Below are 26,260 nucleotides of genomic sequence, written 5' to 3' on the forward strand. Positions count from 1 at the left end.
CGGCGGCCCTCCCCTACTCCGATCTTATTACCGAGCAAGTGTCGTTCTTGGAGTACGAACTCGGCATCGACATCACGGTCACCTGCCGAGGCCGCTTCGTTGTACCAAACCTCAACGACTTGAAATCAGGAGGAACTAGTGTGGTGAATCACAAGTCAGCGTCATAATTTTTTACTAAGAACGGATGCTGCCCTCTTCACGGAGTCCAGAATCTCTTCTGCCCCCTTGTGCCGGCGGAAAGGCCGGGGATCTTGGTTGTAGGTCGCCAAGAAATGCTCGATGGATGACTCCAGATCCTTCACGCTGGTATGCGCCTGACGCTTTATCCATTTCTCACTCAGCGTCGAGAAGAAGTGTTCCACCAGATTCAGCCAAGACGCCGAGGTGGGCGTGAAATGCACCTGGTATCGGGATGAGCGGCCAGCCATCCCCGTACCTTGTCGGTTTTGTGGGTGGCGTAGTTATCCATGATCAAGCGAACCGTCATATCACCGGGCAAGGAGGCGTCGACTTCCTTGAGAAAGGCGAGAAACTCCGTGCTGCGATGGCAGCGCTTGAGACGTCCAATCACCTCGCCCGTCGCCACGTCCAGCGCCGCGAAGAGGGAGGTCGTGCCATGGCGCTGAAAATCTTGAGTGCGCGTGGCGGGATGGCCCGGTGCCAACGGAAGACAGGGTTGTGTCCGGTTCAGCGCCTGGATTTGACTCTTCTCGTCGACACAGAGCACCAGAGCCTTGTCCGGCGGATTCAGGTAAAGTCCGACGATGTCCTGGACCTTGTCGACGAACGCCGGGTCGGTCGAGAGTTTAAAGGTCCGCTCCAGGTGAGGCTTGAGCCCGAATGCCCGCCAGATGCGGTGAGATCCCGATGGCTTTGTTCATGCTACGTGAGCTCCAGTGGCTGGCGTCATGGGGTTTGGTCTGGGGGGTTCTACCCCGTTAGCACGGACACTTTCGAGTAAGCTCACGCCGAGCTGAAGGAGGGCGAAGCGGCGTGCCGTTTGTTGTTGGAGGCCCTGTCAATGATGGGATCCTGAGACTCGGAGAGCCATAATTTTTGGGCAAATAGTCTGTAACGCCATGCTAGCCTGCGGACTCTAAAGGACTCACAACGCGCGCCGAAAAGCCCAACTTCAGTTTCGGTCCGAGGCCGTCTCGGGTGCAGAGCACCATCTCAAACTGCGCAAGGGCAGCCGTTCGTAAGATATCGGTAGAGCATCGCACGGACGCGACGCGTGAAGGTCTGCTGACTCCGCCGCTGACCCACTTACATCCGGCCGTCACCGCAGCCTTCCGTCTAAAGCACACATCGACAGACGTGCTTGCGATGACCGCTTCTGGCCGATTCTGTTGAAAAAGTCACATGCGATCCGCCCAGCGGAAAATTTCCGTGCGCAGCTTGAAATAAATGCGTTTTCCAGAGCCGCGCCACGTCAGATTTCACGTAGCAACGCGTGGTCCGAGCATTTGTTGCCGCCAAATACCCTCGACATGTCCGAAGGGACTTTTTCAACAGAATCGGCCGATTTCTGCCGGTCCCCACCGGCAGCTTCGGGTCGATAACAGCCTATTCTGACCAACAGCAGTTGACCCAGACTCGCCCAGCCCCGTGTAGCTGAACGTGCCGCGCTGATTGGTCAGGTAGCTGACCCACATTTCAGACCGAATCAGTCTAGTACTAGCACCGCCTCCATTTCGACTTGAGCCCCCAATGGCAATGCGGAAACACCAATGGCCGCCCGAGCCGGATATGGCTGCTGAAAGTAGCTCCCCATGATTTCATTGACCTTGGAGAAATGACTGAGGTCGGTGAGATAAATGTTGAGCTTAACAATGTCCTGCAACGAGCCCCCTGCGGCTTTGGCAACTGCCAGCAGATTCTCAAAGACCTGTATGGTTTGCGCCTCAAATCCTTCAACCAGCTTCATGGTATCCGGATTCAGGGGAATTTGCCCAGACATGTAGACAGTACTGCCGGCACGTACAGCCTGGGAATAGGTTCCGATTGCGGCCGGAGCTTGGGGACTGGAAATGATGCTCTTGCTCATAATAACTCCTGATGGATGTTAAAATTAGTGATCGCCACTGACAAAGCGAGCACGAAGATCTGACAGATGGGCAAACTCGCTTGCGCCGTTTGAATTCCGAACTGGCCTCTGGATAATTAATCAATAATGAATATATTCAGGGGATACCCGTTTGAGATTGCAGAGAATCTGGTATGGAATGGTGCCAGCCCGCTGAGCCACCTCGTTGACTGGCACTTGCTTCCCCCACAACTCCACCCGGCTACCTAGACCCACGCCGGGAAAATCGGTCAGGTCGACCGTGAGCATATCCATTGATACCCGCCCAATAAGCCTGCTTCTATGGCCATTGACCTGCACGGGTGTCCCACTCGGAGCATGCCGTGGATAGCCATCGGCATAGCCCATAGCAACAACTCCAACTCGGGTTGGCCGCTCACTGACGAACTGTGCGCCGTAACCTACAGGCTCACCGGGGGGGAGCTCCCGTACGGCTATGACCTTGGATGTCAGGCTCATGACCGGTCTGAGTCGAGCCGCCAGTGGATGCGGTTGCTCGAAAGGGCTTGCGCCGTAGAGCATCAGACCTGGACGTATCCAGTCAGTAGGCTGCTGCTCCGGGATAAGGTGCGGCCAACCGATGATGCCCGGGGAATTACGCAGGCTGACCTCCGCCTGTAACTCCCCGCGCGCTTCTCGAAACACGGCAACCTGATCGGCAGTTTTGGAGCAATCGAGCTCGTCCGCCTGAGCAAAATGAGTCATTAGCACGATCTTAGCGACTTGGCCGCTGGCCATGAGGCGCTGCCAGGCTTCTCGGTACTCAGCTGGGTGCAAACCGACACGGTGCATTCCGGAGTCCAGCTTGAGCCAAACGACAAGGGGCTGGGACAGGTTGGACCGTTCGATGGCTTCGACTTGCCAGGCTGAGTGAACTACACACCAGAGCTGGTGCCGGACGATCAGATCTAGCTCGTCTAGCTCGAAGAACCCCTCGAGCAGCAGGATCGGCGCACTGATGCCGGCTGCGCGCAACTCCAGCGCCTCCTCGATACAGGCGACGGCAAAACCGTCAGCTTCGTCGGCAAGCGCTTGGGCACAGCGAACAGCTCCGTGCCCATAGGCGTCAGCCTTGACTACTGCAAGAGCTCTGGCCCCTGTGGTTTCACGGGCTAACCGGTAGTTGTGTCGGAGAGCTTCAAGGTCGATTAGGGCACGGGCGGGGCGCATGGCAAAGACTCTTATTTTGCAGGTAGAGGCCCCACCTTGGGGGCCATTCAACAGATGAAATGGATCTTTAGCGTGCCGACGCCAGGTGCTAAGCGACGCTGCTGATGTAACGCGATATGTCGAGACCCCGTGGGCTGATCTGCGGACGCTTGTTCGCCATCAGGTCGGCGAGCAGACGACCGGAGCCGCAGGCCATGGTCCAGCCAAGGGTGCCATGCCCGGTGTTGAGGAACAGGTTGCGGTAGCGGGTGGCCCCCACAATCGGTGTGCCGTCCGGGGTCGCCGGACGCAGGCCGGTCCAGAACTCGGCGCGCGCCAGGTCGCCGCCCTGCGGGTAGAGGTCGGCGGTGATCATTTCCAGGGTTTCGCGGCGGCGCGGGTTGAGCGACAGATCATGGCCGGCGATCTCGGCCATACCGCCCACCCGAATCCTGTCGTCGAAGCGGGTGATCGCCACCTTGTAGGTCTCGTCGAGGATGGTCGAGGTTGGCGCCATGGCCGCGTCAGTGATCGGCACGGTCAGCGAGTAGCCCTTCAGCGGGTACACCGGCGCCTTGATGCCGAGCGGCTTGAGCAGCTGCGGCGAGTAGCTGCCGAGGGTCAGCACATAGTGGTCGGCACGCTCCAACTGGCCGTCGATCCACACGCCAGTGACGCGCTCGCCGTCGTTCTCCAGGCGCTCGATGTTCTGCCCGAAGCGGAACTCGACCCCCAGCTCGCGGGCCATCTCGGCCAGGCGCCTGGTGAACAGGAAGCAGTCGCCGGTCTGGTCGTTGGGCAGGCGCAGGGCGCCGGCCAGCTTATCAGCCACCGCGCCCAAGGCCGGCTCGACGCGGGTGATGCCGGCGCGGTCGAGCAGCTCGTAGGGCACCCCGGCTTGTTCGAGCACGGCGATGTCCTTGGCTGCGGCGTCGACCTGCGCCTGGGTGCGGAACAGCTGGGTGGTGCCGAGCTGGCGGCCCTCGTAGGCGATGCCGGTCTCGGCCCGCAGCTCGTCGAGGCAGTCGCGGCTGTACTCGGCCAAGCGCACCATGCGCTCCTTGTTCACCGCGTAGCGGGCAGAGGTGCAGTTACGCAGCATCTGCGCCATCCACAGGTACTGGTCGAGGTTGCCGGTGAGCTTGATGGCCAGCGGCGCATGGCGCTGCACCAGCCACTTCATGGCCTTCAGCGGGATGCCAGGGGCGGCCCACGGCGAGGCGTAGCCGGGAGAGACCTGGCCGGCGTTGGCGTAGCTGGTTTCCAGCGCCGCACCGTCCTGCCGGTCGATGACCACCACCTCGAACCCGATGCGCGCCAAGTAATGCGCGCTGGCGATGCCAACCACACCGCTGCCAAGAACAAGCACCCGCATCTTCCTTAACCCCCGTCACACCCGAATGAATGATTGTGTTATTGGACGCGGAGTGTAGGAGGACCATGGCAGTGATATTCACTGTTTGAGTAGCTTTTTCTGGCGATAAATCTGGAAAATAACGCTTATTTTGGAGGCAGATACCCTGCCATCCCCAGTTAAGACATCACCCTCAGCCTGTCCAGATCAGCCTCAAGATCATGTCTACCCCGCAATAGCAGAGGTTTCCCTCCACCAATTACCAACAACAGCTAAGGATGGCCTGAAAAACCTTCCCTATCTGGAGAAATAGACCCCAGCCCTTTTGCCCACCCTTTGCTTGAAGCAACCGTCCTTTACCGATGCCGAGTACGCCGGCAAGGGCAAACAGACTCGCCGTGAGCGTTTCCTGATCGAGATGGATCAGGTCGTGCCGTGGCAGGCGCTGATGGCGCTGATCGAGCCCTCATTATCCGAGAGGCGAGCCTACCCGCTGGGAGCCATGCTGCGCGTGCACCTCATGCAGAACTGGTTCGGCTACAGGGCGAATTCCACTCCATCCGGCAGCTACAGCGATCCCGCGGAGAACGCCCTCTACGAGGTGATGATCCTGCGCCACTTCGCAGGTTGCCCCTGGATCGGATCCCGGGCGAAACCAACATCCTCAACTTCCGTCGCCTGCCGAATGACGCGGAGGCCGCGATGAAGGCGCAGATCCGCGTCGATGAGAACTCAGGATTGATGCTCAGCGTGATCGGCACAGCGGCCAACGTGGCCAATGTCACCCAGGTCGACACGCTGCTGTACGGTGCGGAGTCATATGCCTGTGCCGACACGGCTACAGCGGGGTGGAAAGCGAGACGACATCGGCAGCTACGGCATGTAGCATCGGTTAACGCCCCTGAGTGGCACACTTTCTGATCACATGGATGCACCATGCCCATAGCCTCCACCATCTGGCAACAGGTGAAATACCTGCCCAAAGGGCGACCGTTCAGCTCTCGACGTTTTGCAGCGCTGGGGTCACACTCGGCGGTCGGCAAGGCGATAGCCCAGCTGGTGAGCACTGGCGAGCTGGAGCGGATCACTCGCGGGATCTACATGCGGCCGAAGATCAGTCCGTATGTCGGCAGTGTCCGCCCCAGTGCCTTGGCTGTGATCCGGGTGATCGCCAAGCGGAATCACGAAACGATCCAGGTGCATGGTGCTGAGGCGGTCAGGGCATTTCATCTAAGCACCCAGATGCAAACGCAGCCGGTGCTGTATACGAGCGGCTCAAGTCGAGAGATTCGAGTCGGTGCCCTGACGATACGGCTCCAGCATGTTTCCCCAGAAAAGTTGCAGCATGCCGGAACCAAGGTGGGACTGGCCCTTGTAGCGCTCTTCTACATAGGCAGAAAAGGCGTGAATCCGACTTCAGTAAAGAGGATCAAGAGCGAGCTGACGCTGGTCGAACTCAATCAGTTGGCAGCCTGCAAAATGCCTGCATGGATGAGCAAGGCCCTGGCTGGCCCTCCGCCAGCCTGACCCCATGCACCAATGGCCAGGCAGAGCAATATAGCCAGATGAGATTGATGCAAGGAGAACGGAATGACGATGCCCCGTGAACGCACCCGCTCGATCATTCAAACCCGTGAGTTTCTGGTAGATTTGTCTCGCGACAAGACGCTGCCTGAGGCCCTACGCATTGAGGCGCGTCGCCTGTTGCGTCATTACCCAACCGCCGATGAGGTGCTGCTGGCCGGCAAGGTAGAGGAACAGCGCGAAGATGGCCTGCCGTGGGTTTTCCTGAGCTCCAAAATCGACTAGTCCTGTAACTCCGACACTGGAGGCAAGAGGGAAGCTGGATCACCGCTCAGCATGCTGGCGATGCGATACAGCTTCCGACGGTGCTGTTCACCTCGCCACGTTCTATGCGCCCATATAGCTTCGGGCGTTGCTGTAGGCCAGCGCGAGTGCGGGCAGGCTCTTGGGTCAGGTTCGGGGAGCACCTACTCTGCCGTAGAGCCAAGCTATCAGCCCAGCTTTTCGCAGCACTAACGGCGCTGTTGTTGGCATGCTTCTGAAGGTCGAGCAGCTCTCAGCCCCTGCCGGGGTGAGGCTGCTCGACGCGTGGCGGCGTTGGCTCAGGCCACTCGCCAGCCCTCCACCACTTCAGCACCAAACTCAGCCCTCCAGGCCTTGAGCTGGCCATGGTTTGCACCCTTGGTCTCGATACGCTTGCCGGTAGCTGGCTGCACATACACCTTCACCTGGCGGGGGCGGCGCTGCTTCACTGCAGCCGGGGCAAGCGGCTCCAGCTCGACCGGCGGCGGATTGAGGATGGCTACCACCTTCGCCAGATCCATGCCGTAGTCCGCCATCAGCGCCTTAAACTTGTCTTCGAACTCCATTTCGCGCTGGAGGCTGGCGTCGGCCTGCAGCTGTTCAAGCAAGGCCATCTGCTTCTGCAGCTCACGCTCGGCACGACGAAATTCGGCTAGTTTGGACATGTTCACTCCTTTGGTTTCGTAACAGAATCAAATTGGATACGGCCTGCTACTCGCCGGTTCGCAGGTAATCATAGAGGTTGGTCCGGCTGATGCCGAACTCAGGAGCCAGGGCGGCCTTCGGCTCATGCGCCTCGGCGCGATAGCGCCAAGATCAGCGATTCTCATCCCCCTGACCATTCAGTTGCGTTCAGCTCGACCACGCCCACATGTAGAGGTGCATCTGAAGGGGCGTGTCAGGCAGAGCGCTCGCTTTGACCAAGCTCCATGCGGATGCGGGAAAACAGGTCGTCGATGGTGAGAGTTTCGTCCTGTAGCAGGTAACAGCGGGCCAGGATCGTCAGAGGATGAACCTCCATGGCAAATGCAATCTCATGGACCTTCTCCACCGTAGGACTCTTGAGCCCACGCTCAAGCGTGCTGAGGTAGGTTCGGCTGCTGACGTCCGAGAAAGCCTCTTGTGAGAGCCCTTTGCTCAGCCTCTGTAGCCTCAGGGCGATACCGAATGCCTGTTTCAGTTCCATTTGCTGCTCTCGCAAAAGGAACGATAAGGCCCCATTGAACACTATAGGGCTACAATCTATAGTGTTCATTTTGTGAGGCGAAGGCCATGTTTGTGACATACCGCCAGGCAGAAATGCCTCTGGGAAGGCTGTTTGGGGATGAAAACTCTCTCCATTGGCGCTATGTGGAGCTATCTCTCAGGAGCCCCTGGTTCTACACCACCATCGGGTATGTAGCCGGTGACGAGAGCTTCACCAAGACGTTGCTGATTCCATCCCCGCCAGAGCTCGAGCAGCTGCTCAGCGAGCAGCACGATCGCATGTGGGTTGAAGAGGTGATGCTAGTCAGCCCCGGCTACATGAATGGCAGTGATGGCTGGAAAATGGAGCGTCTACAGGAGCTGCGTGTGGATATCGACGATAGAGATGGGTACTCAAATTACGTCCACGTGATCGAGGGTGGTCATTGCTATATCGAAGGGACATGCTCTGATCTGTCTCGGCTGCGAACTGAGCGCGCTATTTTCTCAGCGACCGAAGCCACGCAGCTGATAAGGAGCTGAGTCCTGTCACGAGTGCGCTCGACTAACGGCCGGAGCCGTTGGAGCTGAGAACAGCGCTCCGCCGTCGCCTCCCCCTGCGGAAACATCTATTACGGAAGGAATGCAGCCATGCCGATCAACCTGCCGATCGAAGACTGGGACGGCGAACCCGCCGTGCGCCTCCCCGACGAAGTCCTGCAGCGGCTCGATCTCCAAGTTGGAGACTCGCTGTATTTGGTCGAGGCTTGGGTCGGTGACGGACCGCGCCTCGTCCTGTCAAAGACGCCCGAGATTCCAGATCGCGTCGACGCCCTGGTCGCCCAGTGGGAGCGCGAACTCGCCGAGGAGCAGGCAGAGTCTGCGCCTCCAGGTTCGTCCAAGGATGAATGAGCTGATTCCAACCACCGAGGATTCCTCGGTCGTTGCCTCGACGAGACGCCAAGGGAGCGCCGCTGAGCCATTTGGAAGGCGTAGGTTCAAGACCAGCCCATGCTGAACGAAGTCATCCCCCTGGTTCTGCGCGCCGGAGCGCTGATCGCCGCCGAGGCCAATCGTCCAGGAGGGCCGCGCGGGGAAGGAGACAAGGCCGACATTGACGTCGAAGTCGAGATCCTGCTTCGCGAGGGACTGCTACGCCTGCAGGCCGGTGACTTCTGGGGCGAGGAGACGGGGAGCGCACTGACGGGGGCACGCTATTGCTGGGTGGTGGATCCGAACGATGGCACTTCTGATTTTTTGGCAGGCCGGCAGGGCTCGGCCATCTCCATAGGGTTGCTTAGGGACTCAGAGCCGGTGCTGGGCGTTGTCTATGCGCCGATTTCTCCGCGTGGGCCGGACTGCATCAGCTGGGAGCCTGGCATGACTGGCCTTCGGCGTAATGGCATACAAATTTTCCCCGACTTGTCTGCACGGCAGCTTGACGCCGCTACGGTGGTCTTCGTAAGCACAGCAGCCAACCAAAAGCCGGAGCTGAATGCCGAGCTTTGTTCACCAGCAGGCTTCAGTCCGATGCCCAGCATTGCTTATCGCCTCGCCCGGGTGGCTGCCGGCGACGGCATTGCGGGGGTTTCGCTCTACCCCGTGTCTCCGCACGACGTAGTCGCCGGCCACGCCCTCCTCAAGGCAGCTGGCGGCGAGCTGCTTGACCAGGACGGCCATCCGATTCGTTACGACGACCTGAGCAAACCGCTGTGTCGAAGCTGTTTCGGTGGCAATCTGGCGGTCAGTCAATGCCTGGCCACACGCCCTTGGCGCCAGCGACTTTCGATCCCGTCCTGAGCACCCCATTTCCCCAAAAATGGGAAAGCGGGCGTGCGTGTACTTTGGCCAGCATCCGCCCGCAGCTGAGGACGGCGTGGCTTTCAAATCTCTGCTGCCGGGCTGGCAGTGCAGCTACATTCAGCTTGAGGGGCTGTAATTACTCAGTGACACTTAAAATCCCGGGACACAACCCCGCATGAGGTAGGCATGAAGCACAAGAAAGGCTCTGACAAGCACGCCATGATCGTCAAATTCACGGAAGAGGCCCTACGGTTGGGCGGCGGTGTTTCGGACAACCAACGCCACTTCATAAAGGTAGCTATTGCCCATGGCAAAACAATGGAGCCTGCGGGTCGCCTCGCCGGGGGCCAATAGAGAGTGCAGCCTTGCCTGACCAGTCCAAGCAAGAAGCCGTCACCGTTAGCGCCCAGGCCTACCAAGTACTCCTCGATGAGCTGGAGGATCTCCGCATCGAGCGTTAGTCCGTCACCATCAGTTTGACACCGCTCGGCCCGCTGTACGCGTCTATCCTGCAGCTACTCCTGAGTCCAGTCGCCTCTGGCTTCCCTTCGCCCGTCAAGGACCCCATCGAGGCCCCGGCCCCAGAAGAGCGGCATATCAAGCTCCCGGCCGCCACCTAGCAGCAGTGCTGAAGATACCTATCCGCCGCTCAGGCGTCCCGCCTGTGAAAAAACGTGCACTGGACACCCGACGAGGCTTGATACCGATCGGATCGGCCCTGCCCCGCTCAAAGCTCCCATTCACCAAACGGCGCATCAGCATCGATGTAGCGAGCTGCGGACTGCACATCGCGCCAACCGACGTACGCCATCAGCTCCTTGCTGCTCCATCGGTTGCGGCTGGCCCAGGTGGCAAAACCGCGGCGCAGCGAGTGACCGGAGTAACCCGCTCCGTCCACCCCACTGCGCAGCAAAGCCTGGCGCAACACGCGCGACACGCTGTTGGGGTTGAGGCCGTGCGCCGCCAGATGGCCCCAGCGATCAATCGCGCGAAATACCGGCCCCTGCTTAACGCCACTGAGTCTGCGCCACTGCTCATATGCGGCCACCGGGCACAGGCGCTTGAGCGCCGGCACGCGCAACGTGCGGCCGCGGTTGGCGCGATCGCCCTTGCTGCTCGGCAGAAAGATTTCCAGCCCCTGCCCTGGGCGCAACCGAAGGTGCTCGACCTGTAGCCGACACAATTCGTCAGCGCGAAACGCCCGCCAGAAGCCGAGCAGGATCAGCGCTTGGTCACGTGCGGCACGTAGGTATATCGCCGGCTGCTCGCTGTTTAGCTCCTCGGTCAGCATGGCAATGCAGGTTTCCAGTTCCTGCAATGCCAGCGCCTCGGCCTGCTGCACTGGCTGCGGGTGCAGCGCCTGAATGCCGCGCAGGGTGTCGCGCACCCGCGCAGCCTTGGTCGGATCGGCGAAGCCGTGCTGACGGTGCCATTGCGCCAGTGCCGCCAGATGCGTGCGCAGCGTGCTGCCCGATAGTCGAGCGCCGTAGGCGGCGAGGTAGCGCACCACGCTTTCACTGGATGCTGGCAGCAGCCCACCCCACTCCCCTTCGAAGTGCTCGATAGCCTGCGCATAACGCCGTTGCGTGCTGGCACGCCGCGCGGCCTGAAGATAGCGCTCGGCTAAGTCGTTCACGCTGCCTCCTCGCGTACCGCGATTCAAGGCCAAATCACAGCGAAGAACCCATCACGTTCGAGAAACTGGGCTTCTTGAACGTCAGTTCATCCGAAAATCCTGCCGTCAGGTTAACTCTGTACAGGTGTAATTCCATACTGTGTAAACCAGTACGAAATCGTCGGAGTAAGCCCATGGCTCGCGGCGGCATCAACAAGGTCCTCGTCCGGCGCGCCCGTGACGCCCTCCTCGCCCGCGGAGAGCGACCGAGCATCGATGCGGTGCGTACCGAACTGGGCAACACCGGCTCGAAAAGCACTATCCAGCGTTACCTGAAAGAGCTCGCGGCAGAGCAGAGGCCACAGCCCAGCGGCGCCAGTTTGGACGAGGAGTTGCTCGCCTATATCAGCAGTCTAGCCGAGCGCTTGATAGCCCACGCCCAGGCGGCGGTCGCTCACGAGCGTGAACAGTTGGCGCAGCAAGAGGCCCGCGCTGCGCAGCAACGACAGGTCGAGCAGGCCCGCCTGGAACAGCTGCAGGAGACTCATACCCTGCTTAACAACGAGCGACGCGATGGCCTCGCCCGGGAGCAGGCATTGAACTCCCGCCTGCACGAGGTCGATGCTGAACGTCAGCGTCTGGCCGAGAATGAACGTGGCTTACAGCGCCTCCTTGAGGAACGGGCGGCGCATATCCAGTCCTTGGAGGACAAGCATCGGCATGCCTGGGAAGCGCTGAACCATTATCGCCAGCAACATCTGGCGCAACGTGAGCAGGAAACCCGCCGCACCGAGGAGCAGTTGCACCAGCTGCAGCAAGAACTGCGGCGGCTGCAAGGTCAGCTGCTGGCCAAGCAGGAGGAGCTCGGCCAGGTGTATCGTGAACTGGAGCGTTTGAATGCCACGCTGAAGGCTCGTAGCCTCGATTTACGTACGCAGGGCGAACAGCTGCAGCAGACGCAACGCTACGCGAATCAGCTGGAAAGTGACCTGCAGCAGCAACAGGAGCGCCTTCACGCCGTGCAGATCGATGCGTCCGTGGCCCGAGAAAAAAGCCAGCGGTATGTGCTCAAGCATCGCCAGGACCGCCGCGACCTGCGTAGCCAGACGCAACAACTGGCGGCACTGCATACGCTAATCCGCCAGCTACGGGCAGAGCGCGAGAGTGCCGTTGAACCGCCGCCAGACGCTGGTTAGGCCGAGGAGCGGCGGCAAGCGGTGCGCAGCCCGCGCCAATCGAACTCCAGCTGAAAATCCTGATCGCACTTCAGGGCCTTCTCCACGCACGTTGCCAGACGCCACGGTATGAGTAATGCTGACTCGCTGTCCCCAGCCTGGCAAAGGCGCGTCAGGTGTAGCGAGTTGCGTTTGTGGACCAGATGCCACAGCCACATCAGGCAGCGATCATCCCAGCCATCGACCCAACGCTGTACAATCAGGAAATGTCCCAAGCGCCTAAACAAGGCCCTGTCCTTCATATAGCCCCATCTATAGGCAGGCCAGTTGTCCGGCGTCTCCTGAGGCGCTGCTTGGAATAGCAGAGTGAGCAAATCGTATAGCACCAGTGCTGCTGGGTGGCCATAGGGCGGCAGGCTGGTCAGGGCACAGTAGGCTAGGAAATTCTTCCTCACCCAACACCGAAGCAGCCCGAACTGCGGCGACCGGCTACGCAGAATGATCAGCAGGTTGCCCAAGCGCTGCCAGGTTGGACACCCGCACAGAGCCTCCATGGCTGACGGCGAACACATCGGCAAGGGCTTTCCGTTCAGACGCCAGGTTGGCAGGCACTCATCGAATACCTGACTGGGGATGCGAGGATCCAGCACCGTCCATAGGATGTTGTCATGCATTCCCTGCAGAACTGGGCACAACGGATACAGTCGCTCCCACGTGCTGTTGTGCCACTTCACACCACGAAACAGCGCATACCATCGCTTGCGATACTCCGCCGGGATCGGTTCACCGGCCCTTACGGTGGGATCATTGCGAGCCTGCCAGGCTGCTAGCTCATAGCTGCGCACTGCACAGCCAACCGCCTTGGCCGCTTCAGCTGCGAGGATCCACTGCTGGGCAGTGCTTATGGTTGCTGGCAGTTCAATTGTCGTGGACATGACACCTCACCACTCATGTACCTGCAACTACCGCAGTGTAGCGCTCATTGTGTCAACACCTGGACAAGGTTGGGCAAGATCACTCAGGGGGTTATCACGCATGCGGAAGAAATTTGCGAAGCCTGATCAAAAAGTGATGCAGTAAGTCATTGATCCTGCAGAAATAATTTTCCTCCATGAAAAAAAATCGTGAACCCGCTTAGAGCATAACGGGTCTCGGAGCCACGGCGACAGGCGCGCATAATGTGTCTACAGATCGCTATGCGATGGCGAACCAGGTCATTGGCAGAGGGATAAGGTCATGAACAAGTGGCCCTTCAAAAAGCCTCTCAGCTGACCACCTAGCCTATGGCCGTGGGTGCCGTTGGCCTAAATGACGAAACCAGCTCTAGTGCTCTGCGGGTTGGGATACCCCCTGTCGGTCAAGTCGGAGTGCGGAGCTCCTGTTTAGGCAGCTCGAACTCCGGAACGGAAGCGAGCACACGGGCATGTATTGAATGAGGAGGTCGAAGAATGCTCAACCTCACAGAACTCAAACGAGTGCTACAGTCAAAACTGGATGTCGTGGAGCCCCGGCCGTTGGCTTCGGGAACTCATATTAAGTCCACGACCGTCTTTCCTTCACGAAAGAACGACGCATCGCTGACTTGTGAAAGTCTGATCCAGGTCCACGCTTGCCTGTACCTCGAGCAAGATCAGGAAACTGCAGCCTATGTTACCCGCCCCTTTGTTCTATATAGCGAAAAAACAAAAATTCGCTTCATACCTGATGTTCTCGCCGTGAATCGCGAAGGCTTTTACAGAATTTATCTCTTGGTGCGACCCGATGCCCCTGCATCCCCTATCCCGCACCGTGTTGAAATTCTCAAATCAGTATTGGACACAATACCAGTACAAATCTTACTACTGGACATTAACCGGCTTGTGTCACGCGCCAAGATGCACAACCTACGATATATGTACCACCAAGCTTACGGGGGAAGTCCTGAAGGAGGCGCCACAGTCGTGCATTTACTAAAGAGCAAGTTTGATAGCCAGGCGACGATCGCAGCGCTCATAGCTCAAGGCGCACACGCCGCCGACGTGTCGTTTGCTCTTTTTCACCACCTGATTGAGGCCAACCTAGAAAAGCCGCTTACCCCTAGGACTGTCTGCCGAGTCTAAATATGCGTGAGCCACTGAAGATATCCCCAGGGGAGCGATACTCCTATCTCGGGGAAACTTTTCAAGTTATGGAAGTGAAGGACAGTAGAGTTCAACTACGTTCGATCAGGCCAAGCGGGCGAATCATGAACCCGACCCTCGAACGACTGAGCCGTGCCCATCTCAAAGGCGACCTGATCAAGACGCAGGAGGCCCCATTTCCGTGCGATCCGACCAAAATCATGAGCGCACTCTCAGAAAAGCACCGGCAGGTACTTAAAAGACGAATAACCTACGTGAAGGCCTTAATCGACCAGCTTGGACCTCATTTACCGAAAAAAAAAGCAGAGTCAATTGCATCTAAAGTAGCGACTCAAATCGGCGACGCAAAACCACCTTGCTACACCGTCCTTTACGAATGGGTGAAAGCCTATAAGCAGCGCGCTGGAAACATCATTTCCCTCATACCATCGACTCACCGAACACGAGGCTACCGACTGCTCAATCAGCCTGAAGAGGTTCAGAAAATAGTTCGTTATCACATCGATACGGATTACTTAACCTGCCCCCCGCTAAGCAAGGCAGAAGTCATTGACAACATTCAAGGTGCGATCTACAGGATCAATGAAAACCGTGAAGCTCTTTACAAACTAACCTCTCCTTCGCCCAGCACACTATACCGTATTCTTGCTGAGCTAGATTTCTACACCGTAGAAAAAGCTCAGCGAGGCCCGCGAATCGCCAAGACCCATCAGAAGTGGAGCAAAAAGTACCAGAGAAATTTACGGATATTGGAAATTGTTGAGGGTGATAGTCATGAGTTGGATATTGATGTAGTGGATTCCGAAGGTCAAGTGCTGGGCCGCCCTTGGCTCACCAAGCTCGTAGAAATACGTACGGCCTGCGTCGTCGGGTGGGACATCTCGCTAAATCCACCCTCTATCGATAAAACGATTCGTGCAATCAAAGCATCCCTACACTGCGATAACACCTATGGGGGACTTGCAATTTCATATGTCTTTGATAATGGCCAAGAATTCACGACACAGAGATTAAAAGACATCATGAAGGAGTTTGGCGCCGAGGTCAAGTTCTGCAGAATTGGTAATGCAGATGACAAACCCCACGTAGAGTCATCTTTTAAAACCTGGACGAAAGATATTGCACAGCATTTGCCTGGCACCACCTTTTCCAATCCAGAAGCACGCGGTGACTACGACTCAGAGTCGAACGCTCAGATGACGCTGGAGGATGTAAAGTCAGTGTATTCCGACTGGCTGGAAAACTACTACCATAAGCATTTTCACCACGGCTTGGGTATGGCACCTGAAGAAGCATGGCGTGAATGTGTTACTGACGAAATAGCCATAAAAAAATATTCCTTAGAGGACATCGACCGTTATTTCCTAAATTTAGGTCATGCCACCCCAAACGCAAAGGGGCACCTTACAATCAACAAGGTTAGTTGGACATCAGGAGCAGTTCCCTTCCTGGCAAAGCTTGAGCCAAAGCCTGAGTTCTTATGCGTACTATATGACACTAGCGATCTTGGAAGGGCCTGGGCATATCATCCAGCTTACCCTGAAAACATACAACCGCTGGAGCCAGTAGATGCGACTTACCAAGTAGGCATGACAATGAGCCTACACCAAATCATTTGCGACCGACTCACCGAGAAAAAAAAGGAACTTTGCTATTTCTCTGCACGTCAAGAACGCGCTCGGATACTCAACACCTGGCGCGGCCCAAAGAATAAAAAGCATCGCAAAAATAGTGCAAAAGCACGTGAGCTCTATAAGGAGCCTAGCCAATCATCAGAAATTACGCACCCCATAATTGAGATGAGATCTTCGCACCTCCACCCAACCCAAAGAGGTGACGGAAATTCTGCACCCTATAGCGTCATAGAGGTTGATGATGAATTCGACTGAGCAAGATGCCGTTCTGAAACAGTTCAGCCGTCAGATAGTTATGTATCCGACATTTGATCGCGCCAATGCGCAACTGCAGCGCGCAATACGAGCAACTGAGTTACGTGGAGAGCCCAGTTGCGCATTGCTATACGGCCCATCAGGCAGCGGGAAGTCTAAGCTCTGCAAAATATTTCGAAACTCGTTTGATGCCGCAGACCATTCGATCGAAGTTGATGGAAAATACCGAAATCGCCCCGCATTTTATTGCACAGTGCCGACGCCTGTTACCGTAAAAAGCTTTTTGAAATCTATTCTAGCTCGCCTTGGACACCCCAACGCGGCAGGAGACGCCGCAGATATGAATTATGAACTCATCCAATCGATCACTACAGCCAAAACCAAAGTTATGATTTTTGATGAGTTCCAGCGTTTAACAAAGCGCGAGGCTGAAAAATCACGACAACTAACCATCGACTGGCTCGTGGCGCTACTGAACGAAATACACATACCGATTATTATCTGCGGCACACCGGAATGCTTAACACTCTTGGATGACGCACCATTAGCACGCCGCTACCCCTACCTCGCAAACCTAGACTACTTGTCCTTTAGCGAACGGGAGAATTCTGAATTTGTACAAACCTTAAGAGGTTTAGATGATGCAATATACAACATTGCCGTACTTGAATCGGGAGTACACTTTCACGACATGTCAATCTGCGCCCCCCTATATGCGGCCACTCGTGGAAACCTGGAATATTTGCGACATGTACTCTATTTCGCCATAGAGCGCTGCCTGACTCGTGGCTATCGAGCACTGCAACGTCAAGACCTCATTGAAGCCTGTCAGTGCATCAGGCTGCCACTCAACTTATCCCTCTGGCAAAACCCTTTTGAGATCAGTCACAACAACTGCATGAAGTTTATAATCGACCATGAAACCAAAACAATCGAGATCGCTGCTCAAAAGGAAGCTGCTATTCGTTCCTTTTCCACTTGACGCAGAGAGCCCCTGCAGTATATTCAAGCGGGCGGCTCGTAAAAACGGCTGCCGGAATGCAGGGCTATTATCCAACCATTTCCCGTCATTTAATCGCGATGCCTCGTGCCTTTCGCGTGATTGCGCTATTGCCGACTTTTTCGCATCGCAGGCTGGCGATAGCTCTCATCAAGTCCTGTGCGGATTTTATGCTCCAACGGGCGCCAGGATGAACCGCCCAGACCTGATCATCCAGGGCCTCAAGGTCAAATCAAAAATAATTCGCTACAAATCAGCGGCGTTTTGCTCCGATTGCTATCAGGAGGGACATGAACTTTTCATCAAAGACTTATCAATCGCGGCCGCCTGCCCTGTTCACAAAAAGAGGTATCTTACGACCTGCCCCCAATGCAAAAAGAAGCTTGGCTGGTTCGAACCGCTCTATCAAGAGTGCAGCTGCAATCACGTACTTGAGTCTGAAAACTGTTCAGAATTTGACGTTGAGCCCGAGCAGTATCTTATGACCTTGTGGTCAGTGCAAAATCAAGCCGAACTAGACAAATTATTAGTGATTTTAAAACAGTTGGGCTTCAACTTCAGAGCGCCGACTTCTCCTTATAACCGAGGCACCCTTCGCGCAGCTATTTCTGTCATACAACAGCACTGGGAAGATCTATCGCTTTACATTCGGCAACTATTAGACTATCACACCGGAGTCAGCCCAGAGCTGACCAAGGCTAAGCTTGCATGCGTTGACGGGCTCGACAGCATAACAATAGACCAAGCTTACATCGTCGCATGCAAAATTCCGAGCAAACCAGCAACTGAGCAAATCGATTTTTTATTATCCCCCACCCAGGTCATGAATCACTTTGGCATTTCCCAACATCAGTTCACCTACCTCCAAAAAAACCCGGAATTCCCGAAGCGACCAACCAGGCAATATTGGTATCGCCCTCACGACATTGAAACCATTGCAAAATTATGTACCTGGGGAATAAGCACCACATGGGGACGCCTACCCGCGAGCAAGGAGGCGACGCTGACTGCAAATGAAGCAGCTGCTTCGCTCGACATTTCCCGCCATCAGCTAAATCTTATACTAACGAACAAATTATTAGATTCGCGCATAGGTCCAAATGGCGTCATTTCAATAAAGGAAAATGACCTTGAAAATTTCAAATCAAAATTCACCCCGATCAAACTTCTAGCGTCCCAGATGGGTATCACACCATCACAGGTACGAGCCCGCCTACTAAAAAACTACCCAAGCGCTCCAATATTTGAATCACACACACTAGACCTCTTACTGACCTATAACTCCCGGGCTACTACTATAAAGAATGAAGCTATTAAAAAGCGTGGTTTTCAGCGGTGCCGCGAGAGCGCGCTGGCTTCTTGGGCCACCCGTAAGAATGAAATGCCACGAATCGAAGCATCAGCTGCAAGCGATTATACATCAGCCAGAACAGCTGCGTGCCATCTAGGCATCCATAAAACGATCATCTGCGAATTAGTTCGGAATAATATATTTCACGATGTTGGTGCTGGACCCGCTGGTGAGTACATGATCCCCACAGACCAAGTAGATAAATTCTGGAAAAAATACATATCACTTACTGAGACAGCAGCACTGCTGCAGCACAGCAAATTCTCGACATCATCGGTATTACTTTTAGACAATGTACGCCCCATCACGGGCCCTATAACTCATAACGGAAGTACTCATTTTTACCTTAGATCAGACATAATCAGCTACCTGGAAAGAAAAAAACAGCCAGAGACAAGCACGAAACACAACAACTGGATGAACCTCGATGAGGCCGCCGCTCAACTGAAAATGTCGAAACACTCATTAAGAAACATACTATATTCAGAATTATTTAGGGGCCAACTTCAATACTTTCATGGCCGACTTTACGTCAACCGAAAGTTCATTATCGATTTCAACGAAGCTTATATCCTACCAACCGAAGCCTCTAAAATCCTAAACACTCCCCGAAGGGAGGTAACGAAGGCACTAAATCAGATGGGGATACTTCCACTTACAGGACCGACTGTAGATGGGCGATCGACTCATGTTTTTGTTCGATCTGATCTCATAGAGAGGCAGACACAAAGCACACACAACATCAGAACACCAGCAAATACAAACTTCAGCACGACACCTCAAGCTAGAGAAACCAACAAACGACTGCTAATTAACATACCGCCTCACAATGAACCTCCAACTAGGTACATCAATATCAAATGCCTCCTTAAGAAATTCAAACTATCCCCTAAAGCATTCACGCAAATATTTGTGAGAGATGGATTTATTAAAGTCCTCAAATTCAGCCATGAAACCTTCCTGACTCGTACCGCAGCCGGGGAGGTTTCTAGGATTCTTGAAAACTACGTAACGTGCACACAAGCTGATGCAATGTTCGACCGCCATGGGCATACCCGTAATTTGATCAAGCTAGGAAAGCTTTCACCTGACCAGCCCATCCCACCACACCTTTCAAAAGTCACATTAATTAGCAAAGCCAAAATAACTGAAGCCATCGCCTCCTCTCAACAACCCAAAAATCAACCTTAACCACCCTTGCTCACCTGGCTGTGAGAACTCGGCCGACGACTTTTCAGTTCTGCCCCACATACGATAGACGCTGTTGCTCTCATCAATACAACAGCCCAGCCAACCCCATACTTTTTATAACAAAACCGTATCTGCGCACACATTAGAAACCACCTTTTCACCTGTCGAATATTTTTTACGCAGGTTTCGTCGCCTAGTGACTAGCCACGCGAAAAATTCGTAAACCCTGACAAATTTATTCATATTTTTTGATGCGAAATTCGATAAGCCATTGAATTTATTTATATCAAATTTCGCGGCTCCCTGAGAAACACCGGCGGCAACAGCCGAAAGACTGAACGCTTTACCTGAAATGGATATTTGGGGCAGCGAGTAAGGACCAGAGCCCCGCCTAGTGCGGGGTTTTTTTGTGGAGCACAAAACAGAATGGAAAAAGAATATTACGTCGAAGAAGTATTTGTACCTGGAGGAATGCCAAAACTCACATACATCTCCAGAGCAAAGCTTACACTTGAGCAAGACCTTAAAAAAGTCGCTAGAAATCTATGCAAGCTCGTAACACTAACCGGCTCCACAAAGTCAGGAAAAACCGTCCTCACAAATAAAATATTCCCTCGAACAAACCCCACAAACATCTGGATAGATGGTGGCTCAATAGGAGAAGAAAATGACTTTTGGCAATTTATTCTCGCAGAACTAGACGCACACACCTCCATTGAAGAATCAACATCAAAAGAGTCAAACAGCAGCATTTCAGGCGATGCCACTGGAGAGATAGGCATCCCTCTCATCGCAAAAGGAACGGGGAAAATTGGAGCCACAACCGGAAGCAAAAGCAGTACAGCTGAAAAATTCAGCCGGACGCTATCCCCTCGCGCAGCCGCAATACTCGCAATAAGAAAGCACACCCCAATAATAATTATAGATGACTTCCATTACCTTAAGCGGGACTTTCAAGGCGATATCGTAAGGGCACTTAAACCCCTAATCTTTGAAGGGCTTGCCGTAGTAGCAATTGCAATCCCCCACAGACGATATGACGCTGTCAAGGTTGAGAAGGAGATGACTCAACGTATTCAGCCGATACCCGTCCCATCTTGGTCAAAAGAAGAGTTGATGGAAATCTCATCCATTGGTTTTCCTTTGCTGAACGTAGAAGTCATAGACACCGTCAGCGAGCGCATGGCTGAGGAGTCTTATGGAAGCCCTCACCTAATGCAGGAATTCTGCTCGGAACTAGCAAGACAGAACTCAATTGAAAAAACCCTCCCGCAAAAAATAACCATCAACAGTATAAGCGATGATGTATTCAGGAAAATAGCCAACAACACCGGAAAGGTTATATTCGAGAAGCTAGCAAAAGGCCCACGCCAAAGGTCGGACAGAAAGCCTAGACCTCTGGCCGCCGGAGGAAAAGCAGACATATACAAAGTTGTCTTGCTAGCACTAGCAAAAATCTCCCCCGGCATGCAACGAGTAAACTACGAAGTCTTGCGCGCCGCGATCAAGGAAACATTATTAACCGAAATTCCCCAAGCACACGAAGTCTCTCGAGTTTTAGAAAAAATGTCAGAAATCGCCTCTAATGATGAAGCATCAACCCCAGTGATAGACTGGATAAAAGCAGATCAAGAGCTATACATTACTGACCCTTTCTTTGCATTTTTTCTCAAGTGGGGAACTATCGACGATTGAGCGAGGTAGCCTGGATCTCCCCCGGTGGAGAATCGCTTCGCGAGTTTTCCACCCTACACCGGGCGACACTCCGCGCGGGAGAAGGAAACGCCTGGCACGTTGGCCCCGGCGCGGTGCAATAGGTGCGGCTGGCGTAGGGTGGACAACGGCGCAGCCTTGTCCACCAGACGGAGCCACGGGCAACGCCACAGGTTCACGGAGGAACCATGTCCAACTACCGCCGCGCCCGCGTGCCAGGGGCGAGCTATTTCTTCACGGTGAACCTGCGCGACCGGCGCAGCGACCTGCTGGTACGGGAAATCGATCTGCTGCGCGCCACCGTGCGGGCGACTCGCGCGCGGCATCCCTTCCATATCGATGCCTGGGTGGTACTGCCGGAACACATGTACTGCATCTGGACGCTGCCGGCTGGCGACTGCGATTTCGCCGGGCGCTGGCAGATCATCAAGGCCGCCTTCTCCCGCCGCCTGCCGGGGCTCGGCATGCCCAATGCCACGCAGGCAGCCCGCGGCGAGCGCGGCATCTGGCAGCAAGGTAGCCTAGAAGTTCTTGGTGGAAAATCGCTTCGCGAGTTTTCCACCCTACGCCGGGCGACACTCGGCGCGGAAGAAGGAAACGCCTCGCACATTGGCCCCGGCGCGGCGCAATAGGTGCGGCTGGCGTAGGGTGGACAACGGCGCAGTCTTGTCCACCGGACGGGGCCACGGGCAACGACCAGAGGTTCAGCGAGGTAGCCTGTACCTCGCCTGGTGAAAAATCGCTTCGCGAGTTTTCCACCCTACGCCGGGCGACACTCCGAGCGGGAGAAGGAAACGCCTCGCACGTTGGCCCCGGCGCGGCCCAATAAGTGCGGCTGGCGTAGGATGGACAACGGCGCAGCCTTGTCCACCAAGCGGCGCCACGGGCAACGACCACAGGTTCACGGAGGAACCATGTCCAACTACCGCCGCGCCCGCGTGCCAGGGGCGAGCTATTTCTTCACGGTGAACCTGCGCGACCGGCGCAGCGACCTGCTGGTACGGGAAATCGACCTGCTGCGCGCCACCGTGCGGGCGACCCGCACGCGGCATCCCTTCCATATCGATGCCTGGGTGGTACTACCGGAACACATGCACTGCATCTGGACGCTGCCGGCCGGCGACCGCGATTTCGCCAGGCGCTGGCAGATCATCAAGGCCGCCCTCTCCCGCCGCCTGCCGGAGCACGGCACGCCGAGTGCTGTGCAAGCCGCCCGTGGCGAGCGCGGCATCTGGCAGCGGCGCTACTGGGAACACCTGATCCGCGACGATCTAGATTACCAGCGGCACTTCGACTACCTGCACTACAACCCGGTGAAACACGGCCATGTCGCGCGGGTGGCCGACTGGCCGTGGTCGAGCTTCCACCGCGCGGTGCGCGCGGGGATCTATACGCCGGACTGGGCGGGCGATAAGCACGATGGCATGGCGGGGAATTGGGGCGAGTGAGGCGGGAATCGGCGCGGTCATGGTGGAAAATCGCTGCGCGAGTTTTCCACCCTACGTTCGCCGGGCCCACTGTCAGCCAGCTAGGGCGGGTCATTTGCCCCGCGCGGAACGGGCGTCCGATAGGCGCTGCCGGTGGGGCTGACATGTTGTGCGTCGATGTTGCGGCGTGGGTTTGCGCATTGTCCGGCGGGTCACGCCTGCGACTAACCCGCCCTGCGTGAATCCAAGCTGGTGCCTGACAGCAGGTCTACCATCAACACACAAGGACGCCAGCCACAACCTGAACCTGCGAAGGTACGCCATGAGCCAGAAGATCGACCTGACGATCCAGCAAGACTACCTGAATCCCTTTTCCTCGCCAGACAACCCCAGACTGTGTCCCGAGCTGGTGGAGTACCTGTCAGACAGTGCCTGGTATCACTCCGAACTGGAGCTGCAAATCAGCTGCCCGCAAGACGAGCGCGAGCGCCTGCAGCGGGCCATCGGCAATACCTTTACGGAAAAGAGCGAGCAGCTCAGAGGTAATATCAGAGCCCAGCGGCGGGGCGGGGTGGTGCTGGCGGTGCTGGCAATATCCCTGGTGCTGGCGGCCACGGCGCTGGGTATCGAGGGCACCATCCCCGTGGGGGTCGTCACCGTCACCGCGTGGATGATGATCTGGCGCACCGCGGAGATATTCCTGCTGAATATCCGCCACGGTCGACGGGAGCTGCGCAAGCACCAGCGCATCATCAACGCGCCCAAGCACTTCGTCTGAGGCCATACGCTTGTAGCAAGGTAGCCTGGACCTCCGCGGTGGAAAATCGCTTCGCGAGTTTTCCATCTTACGCCGGGCGACACTCCGCACGGGAAAAGGAAACGCCTCGCACGTTGGCTCCGGCGCGGCGCAGTAGGTGCGGCTGGCGTAGGGTGGACAACGGCGCAGCCTTGTCCACCGGACGGTGCCACGGGCAATCATCACTGGTTCACGGAGGAACCATGTCCAACTACCGCCGCGCCCGCGTGCCGGGGGCGAGCTATTTCTTCACGGTGAACCTGCGCGACCGGCGCAGCGACCTGCTGGTGCGGGAAATCGACCTGCTGCGCGCCACCGTGCGAGCAACCCGCGCGCGGCATCCCTTCCATATCGATGCCTGGGTGGTGCCACCGGAGCACATGCACTGCATCTGGACGCTGCCGGCCGGCGACCGCGACTTCGCCAGGCGCTGGCAGATCATCAAGGCCGCCTTCTCCCGCCGCCTGCCGCAGCACGGCACGCCGAATAGCGCGCAGGCCGCCCGTGGCGAGCGCGGGGAACACCTGATCCGCGACGACCTCGATTGCCAGCGCCACTTCGATTACCTGCACTACAACCCGGTGAAACACAGCCATGTCGCGCGAGTGGTGGACTGGCCGTGGTCGAGCTTCCACCGCGCGGTGCGCGCGGGGATCTATACGCCGGACTGGGCGGGCGATGGAGGCGACGTTCGGGCGGGGCATTGGGGCGAGTGAGGCGGGAGTCGCGCGGTCATGGTGAAAAAACGCTGCGCAAGATTTCCACGGGGTGGTCATCCACCCTGCATCGGGCGAAGCTGCTGGCGATGGCAAGCGCCGTGTAGCAGCACGCAGGCGCACCGGACTCCCCTCGCATAGACTGACCCTGTCACAACGCAAGCGAATCGTAGGAGGCATGAATGGGTATGGGCATGTATGGCTACGGCGAATGGCACGGCTTGGGGATGCTGGTCGTGGCGATCGTCTTCATCGTCCCCTTGTGGAAGATCCTGACCAAGGCGGGCTTCAACGGGGCATGGTCCCTGCTGATGTTTATCCCGCTGGTCAACATCATCGCCCTGTGGGTGTTTGCCTTCAGCGAATGGCCGAAGGGGCGCCGCGACTGAGGTAAAAGGGAACGGATTTGATCGTTCCCATGCGGGAACCAGGGGACGATCAGTGTGAGGCCGGATATGACGCGATCAGGGCGGCGGCGATGAGCGCCGGACGCCTCAGCGCTTCACACAGGCAAACAAGGCATTCCCCGAGCTGCCGTCCCAGGGAATCAGCTTCTGGTAATCGTGCTCGAGCACATGCACCTCGAAGTACGGCTGCAGCAGCGCCTGCAGCTCGTCGAAGTCCACCGCGACCATCGGGTGTTCGTCGTGCCACACCTGGGTCTCGCCCGCCACGCGGCGCTCGATGCGCAGTCTGAGCGATTGCCGCTCGCCCTCGCCGGGGTAGTGCCAGCCGGAGCTGAAGCTGAACAGGCCATCCGCATGCTGGGCGCTGTGGCTCACGAAAGAGCCGTTGTCGATCCGCCGCCTGTCGACTGCGTTGAAGCAGAACAGCCCCTCGCTGGCCAGGGCGTGGTGCGCGCTGGCGATGCAGGCCTGCAGCCGGTCGAGTGCACCGCTGTAGTGGATCGAGTAGAGGAAGCAGGTGATCAGGTCCTGCGGCTCGCTGGCGGTGAAGGCGCACATGTCCTGGCGGGAGAACTGCGCCTCCGGGCAGCGCAGGGCGGCGCGGTCGAGCATCGGCTGGTTGATGTCGAGGCCGCTGCTGGCGTAGCCGGCGTCGATGAAGTGGCGGACATGCGGCCCGGTGCCACAGGCCAGATCGAGATGCCGGCGCCCGCCATTGCCGAACAGTTGCTGCAGCCGGTGCACGCAGTGGCTCTGCGCCGGGTAGTCGATGTCGGCGCACATCAGGTCGTAATAGCCGGACAGATCGTTGTAGAGGGTATTGCCGGCCATGAGATCCGATGTTCCAAGCAGGGCGTGAGGGGCGCGCATCATAGCCCAACCCGGGCCTGGGGGCATTGGCAGCACGCCGGGCGGCGGGTCAGCCTTGCCTGCCGGTCGAGGTGACCGGGAGCCGCGCACGATCGGTCGGTGCCGCCCGGTGGAGGATCGCTGCGCGAGTCCTCCACCCTACGGAACAGGCCCGCCGCTCAGACGCAGTTGCCGGCGCAGCCGCCGCGGGCGCAGGCCGGGGGCTCGGGGTTCTTCAAGGCGCGGCTGCTGACCACGCCGGCGGCGCTCATCAGCTTGGTCACCGGGGCGTCGTCCGGGATCGACGGGTCTGCGGCCAGGCTGCTGGCGGCGCGCAATTCGCCCCAGGTCTTCGGGCTCAGCGCCATCGGATGCTGGACTTCGTACACCTGACCGTTGGCTTCGCAGCGGTAATCGTAGGTCGGCATGGGGACTCCTCTCGCGGTTGATGCGTGCATCGACAATCTGCGGCAGCCGGCGACCACCGCGATGCCCCTTCCCGTCGGGGCAATGCAGGATTGTACGCCGCGGCAGGAGCATGGCCCAGCCAGCCACCAGGAGCTCCCGGCAACGCACCCAAGCCGCGGCCTGCCGGCGACCGACTTGC

26 protein-coding genes and 2 pseudogenes are annotated in these 26,260 nt (G+C 57.1%); 18 read left to right on the plus strand and 10 right to left on the minus strand.

The annotated features are described in order from the left end of the window. Positions 1-161: 161 nt before the first annotated feature. The 4 genes and pseudogenes from BLT78_RS10910 to dadA all read right to left on the minus strand — a co-directional run. A pseudogene (locus BLT78_RS10910) lies at positions 162-917 on the minus strand (IS630 family transposase); the annotation flags it as partial. Between the two features lie 749 nt (positions 918-1,666). Beyond that, a complete protein-coding gene (locus BLT78_RS10915; RefSeq protein WP_090349001.1) occupies positions 1,667-2,047 on the minus strand; it encodes a RidA family protein in 381 nt (126 codons plus the stop codon). Positions 2,048-2,167: 120 nt separating this feature from the next. Then, positions 2,168-3,256, minus strand: coding sequence for an alanine racemase (alr, locus tag BLT78_RS10920; RefSeq protein ID WP_090349002.1), 1,089 nt, complete (start codon positions 3,254-3,256; stop codon positions 2,168-2,170). 88 nt (positions 3,257-3,344) lie between these two features. Continuing rightward, on the minus strand, positions 3,345-4,610 hold the full coding sequence (dadA, locus tag BLT78_RS10925) for a D-amino acid dehydrogenase (RefSeq protein WP_090349003.1): 1,266 nt from the start codon (positions 4,608-4,610) through the stop codon (positions 3,345-3,347). Positions 4,611-4,929: 319 nt separating this feature from the next. On the opposite strand from dadA, the pseudogene BLT78_RS10930 reads away from it, so the two are divergent. From BLT78_RS10930 to BLT78_RS10940, 3 genes and pseudogenes are all read left to right on the plus strand, one after another. Then, a pseudogene (locus BLT78_RS10930) lies at positions 4,930-5,474 on the plus strand (transposase); the annotation flags it as partial. Positions 5,475-5,525: 51 nt separating this feature from the next. Then, entirely contained in the window at positions 5,526-6,116 is a 591-nt protein-coding gene (locus BLT78_RS10935) for a DUF6088 family protein (RefSeq protein ID WP_090349004.1), read from the plus strand. A 63-nt stretch (positions 6,117-6,179) separates the two neighbouring features. Beyond that, positions 6,180-6,398, plus strand: a complete 219-nt coding sequence (locus BLT78_RS10940) for a BPSL0761 family protein (protein ID WP_090349005.1) — start codon at positions 6,180-6,182, stop codon at positions 6,396-6,398. Between the two features lie 317 nt (positions 6,399-6,715). On the opposite strand, the gene BLT78_RS10945 is transcribed toward BLT78_RS10940, so the two are convergent. Continuing rightward, complete coding sequence (locus tag BLT78_RS10945; RefSeq protein WP_090349006.1) at positions 6,716-7,081, minus strand: histone-like nucleoid-structuring protein, MvaT/MvaU family; 366 nt, start codon at positions 7,079-7,081, stop codon at positions 6,716-6,718. Between the two features lie 233 nt (positions 7,082-7,314). Next, on the minus strand, positions 7,315-7,602 hold the full coding sequence (locus BLT78_RS10950; RefSeq protein WP_090349007.1) for a helix-turn-helix domain-containing protein: 288 nt from the start codon (positions 7,600-7,602) through the stop codon (positions 7,315-7,317). 86 nt (positions 7,603-7,688) lie between these two features. On the opposite strand from BLT78_RS10950, the gene BLT78_RS10955 reads away from it, so the two are divergent. From BLT78_RS10955 to BLT78_RS21540, 4 genes are all read left to right on the plus strand, one after another. Beyond that, on the plus strand, positions 7,689-8,144 hold the full coding sequence (locus tag BLT78_RS10955) for a hypothetical protein (protein WP_090349008.1): 456 nt from the start codon (positions 7,689-7,691) through the stop codon (positions 8,142-8,144). A 108-nt stretch (positions 8,145-8,252) separates the two neighbouring features. Beyond that, complete coding sequence (locus BLT78_RS10960) at positions 8,253-8,513, plus strand: AbrB/MazE/SpoVT family DNA-binding domain-containing protein (protein ID WP_090349009.1); 261 nt, start codon at positions 8,253-8,255, stop codon at positions 8,511-8,513. A 99-nt stretch (positions 8,514-8,612) separates the two neighbouring features. Beyond that, positions 8,613-9,401 (plus strand): inositol monophosphatase family protein, encoded by a 789-nt coding sequence (locus BLT78_RS10965; RefSeq protein WP_090349010.1) that lies wholly within the window; start codon positions 8,613-8,615, stop codon positions 9,399-9,401. A 189-nt stretch (positions 9,402-9,590) separates the two neighbouring features. Continuing rightward, positions 9,591-9,758 carry a hypothetical protein gene (locus BLT78_RS21540; protein ID WP_172830782.1) on the plus strand — a complete coding sequence of 56 codons (168 nt, stop codon included), beginning with the start codon at positions 9,591-9,593 and terminating at the stop codon, positions 9,756-9,758. 373 nt (positions 9,759-10,131) lie between these two features. Here the strand turns inward: BLT78_RS21540 and BLT78_RS10970 are convergent, their stop codons facing one another. Beyond that, positions 10,132-11,040, minus strand: coding sequence for a site-specific integrase (locus tag BLT78_RS10970; protein WP_090349011.1), 909 nt, complete (start codon positions 11,038-11,040; stop codon positions 10,132-10,134). Positions 11,041-11,213: 173 nt separating this feature from the next. Here BLT78_RS10970 and BLT78_RS10975 point away from each other — a divergent pair, with 173 nt between their 5' ends. Next, entirely contained in the window at positions 11,214-12,215 is a 1,002-nt protein-coding gene (locus BLT78_RS10975; RefSeq protein ID WP_090349012.1) for a DNA-binding protein, read from the plus strand. Here the strand turns inward: BLT78_RS10975 and BLT78_RS21430 are convergent. After that, positions 12,212-13,129: a hypothetical protein gene (locus BLT78_RS21430; protein WP_157719531.1), complete on the minus strand. Its 918-nt coding sequence runs from the start codon at positions 13,127-13,129 to the stop codon at positions 12,212-12,214. The genes BLT78_RS10975 and BLT78_RS21430 overlap by 4 nt on opposite strands. Before the next feature lie 513 nt (positions 13,130-13,642). Here BLT78_RS21430 and BLT78_RS21435 point away from each other — a divergent pair. The 10 genes from BLT78_RS21435 (at position 13,643) to BLT78_RS11020 (ending at position 24,786) form a co-directional block, all read left to right on the plus strand. Beyond that, complete coding sequence (locus BLT78_RS21435; RefSeq protein ID WP_157719532.1) at positions 13,643-14,293, plus strand: hypothetical protein; 651 nt, start codon at positions 13,643-13,645, stop codon at positions 14,291-14,293. Positions 14,294-14,418: 125 nt separating this feature from the next. Continuing rightward, complete coding sequence (locus BLT78_RS10985) at positions 14,419-16,203, plus strand: DDE-type integrase/transposase/recombinase (protein ID WP_157719533.1); 1,785 nt, start codon at positions 14,419-14,421, stop codon at positions 16,201-16,203. Next, positions 16,190-17,185: a TniB family NTP-binding protein gene (locus BLT78_RS10990; protein WP_157719534.1), complete on the plus strand. Its 996-nt coding sequence runs from the start codon at positions 16,190-16,192 to the stop codon at positions 17,183-17,185. Before BLT78_RS10985 ends, BLT78_RS10990 begins: the two co-directional genes overlap by 14 nt. Then, positions 17,121-19,745, plus strand: coding sequence for a hypothetical protein (locus tag BLT78_RS21440; protein ID WP_157719535.1), 2,625 nt, complete (start codon positions 17,121-17,123; stop codon positions 19,743-19,745). The genes BLT78_RS10990 and BLT78_RS21440 overlap by 65 nt, the downstream gene beginning before the upstream one ends. Positions 19,746-20,171: 426 nt before the next feature. Beyond that, a complete protein-coding gene (locus BLT78_RS10995) occupies positions 20,172-21,440 on the plus strand; it encodes an ATP-binding protein (RefSeq protein ID WP_090349016.1) in 1,269 nt (422 codons plus the stop codon). Positions 21,441-21,646: 206 nt separating this feature from the next. Then, a complete protein-coding gene (locus tag BLT78_RS11000) occupies positions 21,647-22,090 on the plus strand; it encodes an REP-associated tyrosine transposase (RefSeq protein ID WP_231975616.1) in 444 nt (147 codons plus the stop codon). Positions 22,091-22,372: 282 nt separating this feature from the next. Continuing rightward, complete coding sequence (locus BLT78_RS11005) at positions 22,373-22,906, plus strand: REP-associated tyrosine transposase (RefSeq protein ID WP_090349017.1); 534 nt, start codon at positions 22,373-22,375, stop codon at positions 22,904-22,906. Between the two features lie 301 nt (positions 22,907-23,207). Further along, positions 23,208-23,663 (plus strand): hypothetical protein, encoded by a 456-nt coding sequence (locus tag BLT78_RS11010; RefSeq protein ID WP_090349018.1) that lies wholly within the window; start codon positions 23,208-23,210, stop codon positions 23,661-23,663. Between the two features lie 221 nt (positions 23,664-23,884). Then, positions 23,885-24,397, plus strand: a complete 513-nt coding sequence (locus BLT78_RS11015; RefSeq protein ID WP_090349019.1) for an REP-associated tyrosine transposase — start codon at positions 23,885-23,887, stop codon at positions 24,395-24,397. A 182-nt stretch (positions 24,398-24,579) separates the two neighbouring features. Further along, positions 24,580-24,786 (plus strand): DUF805 domain-containing protein, encoded by a 207-nt coding sequence (locus tag BLT78_RS11020; RefSeq protein ID WP_197673115.1) that lies wholly within the window; start codon positions 24,580-24,582, stop codon positions 24,784-24,786. Positions 24,787-24,891: 105 nt separating this feature from the next. On the opposite strand, the gene BLT78_RS11025 is transcribed toward BLT78_RS11020, so the two are convergent. Together BLT78_RS11025 and BLT78_RS11030 are read right to left on the minus strand one after the other, a co-directional pair. Further along, positions 24,892-25,635 carry a class I SAM-dependent DNA methyltransferase gene (locus tag BLT78_RS11025; protein ID WP_090349020.1) on the minus strand — a complete coding sequence of 248 codons (744 nt, stop codon included), beginning with the start codon at positions 25,633-25,635 and terminating at the stop codon, positions 24,892-24,894. 197 nt (positions 25,636-25,832) lie between these two features. Continuing rightward, positions 25,833-26,081 carry an FmdB family zinc ribbon protein gene (locus BLT78_RS11030; RefSeq protein ID WP_090349021.1) on the minus strand — a complete coding sequence of 83 codons (249 nt, stop codon included), beginning with the start codon at positions 26,079-26,081 and terminating at the stop codon, positions 25,833-25,835. Positions 26,082-26,260: the final 179 nt, after the last annotated feature.

The sequence above is a fragment of the Pseudomonas oryzae genome (genome assembly GCF_900104805.1).
In the GTDB taxonomy this organism is placed as follows: domain Bacteria; phylum Pseudomonadota; class Gammaproteobacteria; order Pseudomonadales; family Pseudomonadaceae; genus Geopseudomonas; species Geopseudomonas oryzae.

Coding starts and splice junctions, on each gene's coding strand:
- BLT78_RS10915 (WP_090349001.1), bottom strand. CDS start 2,047: ATGAGCAAGAGCATCATTTCCAGTCCCCAAGCTCCGGCCGCAATCGGA.
- alr (WP_090349002.1), bottom strand. CDS start 3,256: ATGCGCCCCGCCCGTGCCCTAATCGACCTTGAAGCTCTCCGACACAAC.
- dadA (WP_090349003.1), bottom strand. CDS start 4,610: ATGCGGGTGCTTGTTCTTGGCAGCGGTGTGGTTGGCATCGCCAGCGCG.
- BLT78_RS10935 (WP_090349004.1), top strand. CDS start 5,526: ATGCCCATAGCCTCCACCATCTGGCAACAGGTGAAATACCTGCCCAAA.
- BLT78_RS10940 (WP_090349005.1), top strand. CDS start 6,180: ATGACGATGCCCCGTGAACGCACCCGCTCGATCATTCAAACCCGTGAG.
- BLT78_RS10945 (WP_090349006.1), bottom strand. CDS start 7,081: ATGTCCAAACTAGCCGAATTTCGTCGTGCCGAGCGTGAGCTGCAGAAG.
- BLT78_RS10950 (WP_090349007.1), bottom strand. CDS start 7,602: ATGGAACTGAAACAGGCATTCGGTATCGCCCTGAGGCTACAGAGGCTG.
- BLT78_RS10955 (WP_090349008.1), top strand. CDS start 7,689: ATGTTTGTGACATACCGCCAGGCAGAAATGCCTCTGGGAAGGCTGTTT.
- BLT78_RS10960 (WP_090349009.1), top strand. CDS start 8,253: ATGCCGATCAACCTGCCGATCGAAGACTGGGACGGCGAACCCGCCGTG.
- BLT78_RS10965 (WP_090349010.1), top strand. CDS start 8,613: ATGCTGAACGAAGTCATCCCCCTGGTTCTGCGCGCCGGAGCGCTGATC.
- BLT78_RS21540 (WP_172830782.1), top strand. CDS start 9,591: ATGAAGCACAAGAAAGGCTCTGACAAGCACGCCATGATCGTCAAATTC.
- BLT78_RS10975 (WP_090349012.1), top strand. CDS start 11,214: ATGGCTCGCGGCGGCATCAACAAGGTCCTCGTCCGGCGCGCCCGTGAC.
- BLT78_RS21430 (WP_157719531.1), bottom strand. CDS start 13,129: ATGTCCACGACAATTGAACTGCCAGCAACCATAAGCACTGCCCAGCAG.
- BLT78_RS21435 (WP_157719532.1), top strand. CDS start 13,643: ATGCTCAACCTCACAGAACTCAAACGAGTGCTACAGTCAAAACTGGAT.
- BLT78_RS10985 (WP_157719533.1), top strand. CDS start 14,419: ATGAACCCGACCCTCGAACGACTGAGCCGTGCCCATCTCAAAGGCGAC.
- BLT78_RS10990 (WP_157719534.1), top strand. CDS start 16,190: ATGAATTCGACTGAGCAAGATGCCGTTCTGAAACAGTTCAGCCGTCAG.
- BLT78_RS21440 (WP_157719535.1), top strand. CDS start 17,121: ATGAAACCAAAACAATCGAGATCGCTGCTCAAAAGGAAGCTGCTATTC.
- BLT78_RS10995 (WP_090349016.1), top strand. CDS start 20,172: ATGGAAAAAGAATATTACGTCGAAGAAGTATTTGTACCTGGAGGAATG.
- BLT78_RS11000 (WP_231975616.1), top strand. CDS start 21,647: ATGTCCAACTACCGCCGCGCCCGCGTGCCAGGGGCGAGCTATTTCTTC.
- BLT78_RS11005 (WP_090349017.1), top strand. CDS start 22,373: ATGTCCAACTACCGCCGCGCCCGCGTGCCAGGGGCGAGCTATTTCTTC.
- BLT78_RS11010 (WP_090349018.1), top strand. CDS start 23,208: ATGAGCCAGAAGATCGACCTGACGATCCAGCAAGACTACCTGAATCCC.
- BLT78_RS11015 (WP_090349019.1), top strand. CDS start 23,885: ATGTCCAACTACCGCCGCGCCCGCGTGCCGGGGGCGAGCTATTTCTTC.
- BLT78_RS11020 (WP_197673115.1), top strand. CDS start 24,580: ATGGGTATGGGCATGTATGGCTACGGCGAATGGCACGGCTTGGGGATG.
- BLT78_RS11025 (WP_090349020.1), bottom strand. CDS start 25,635: ATGGCCGGCAATACCCTCTACAACGATCTGTCCGGCTATTACGACCTG.
- BLT78_RS11030 (WP_090349021.1), bottom strand. CDS start 26,081: ATGCCGACCTACGATTACCGCTGCGAAGCCAACGGTCAGGTGTACGAA.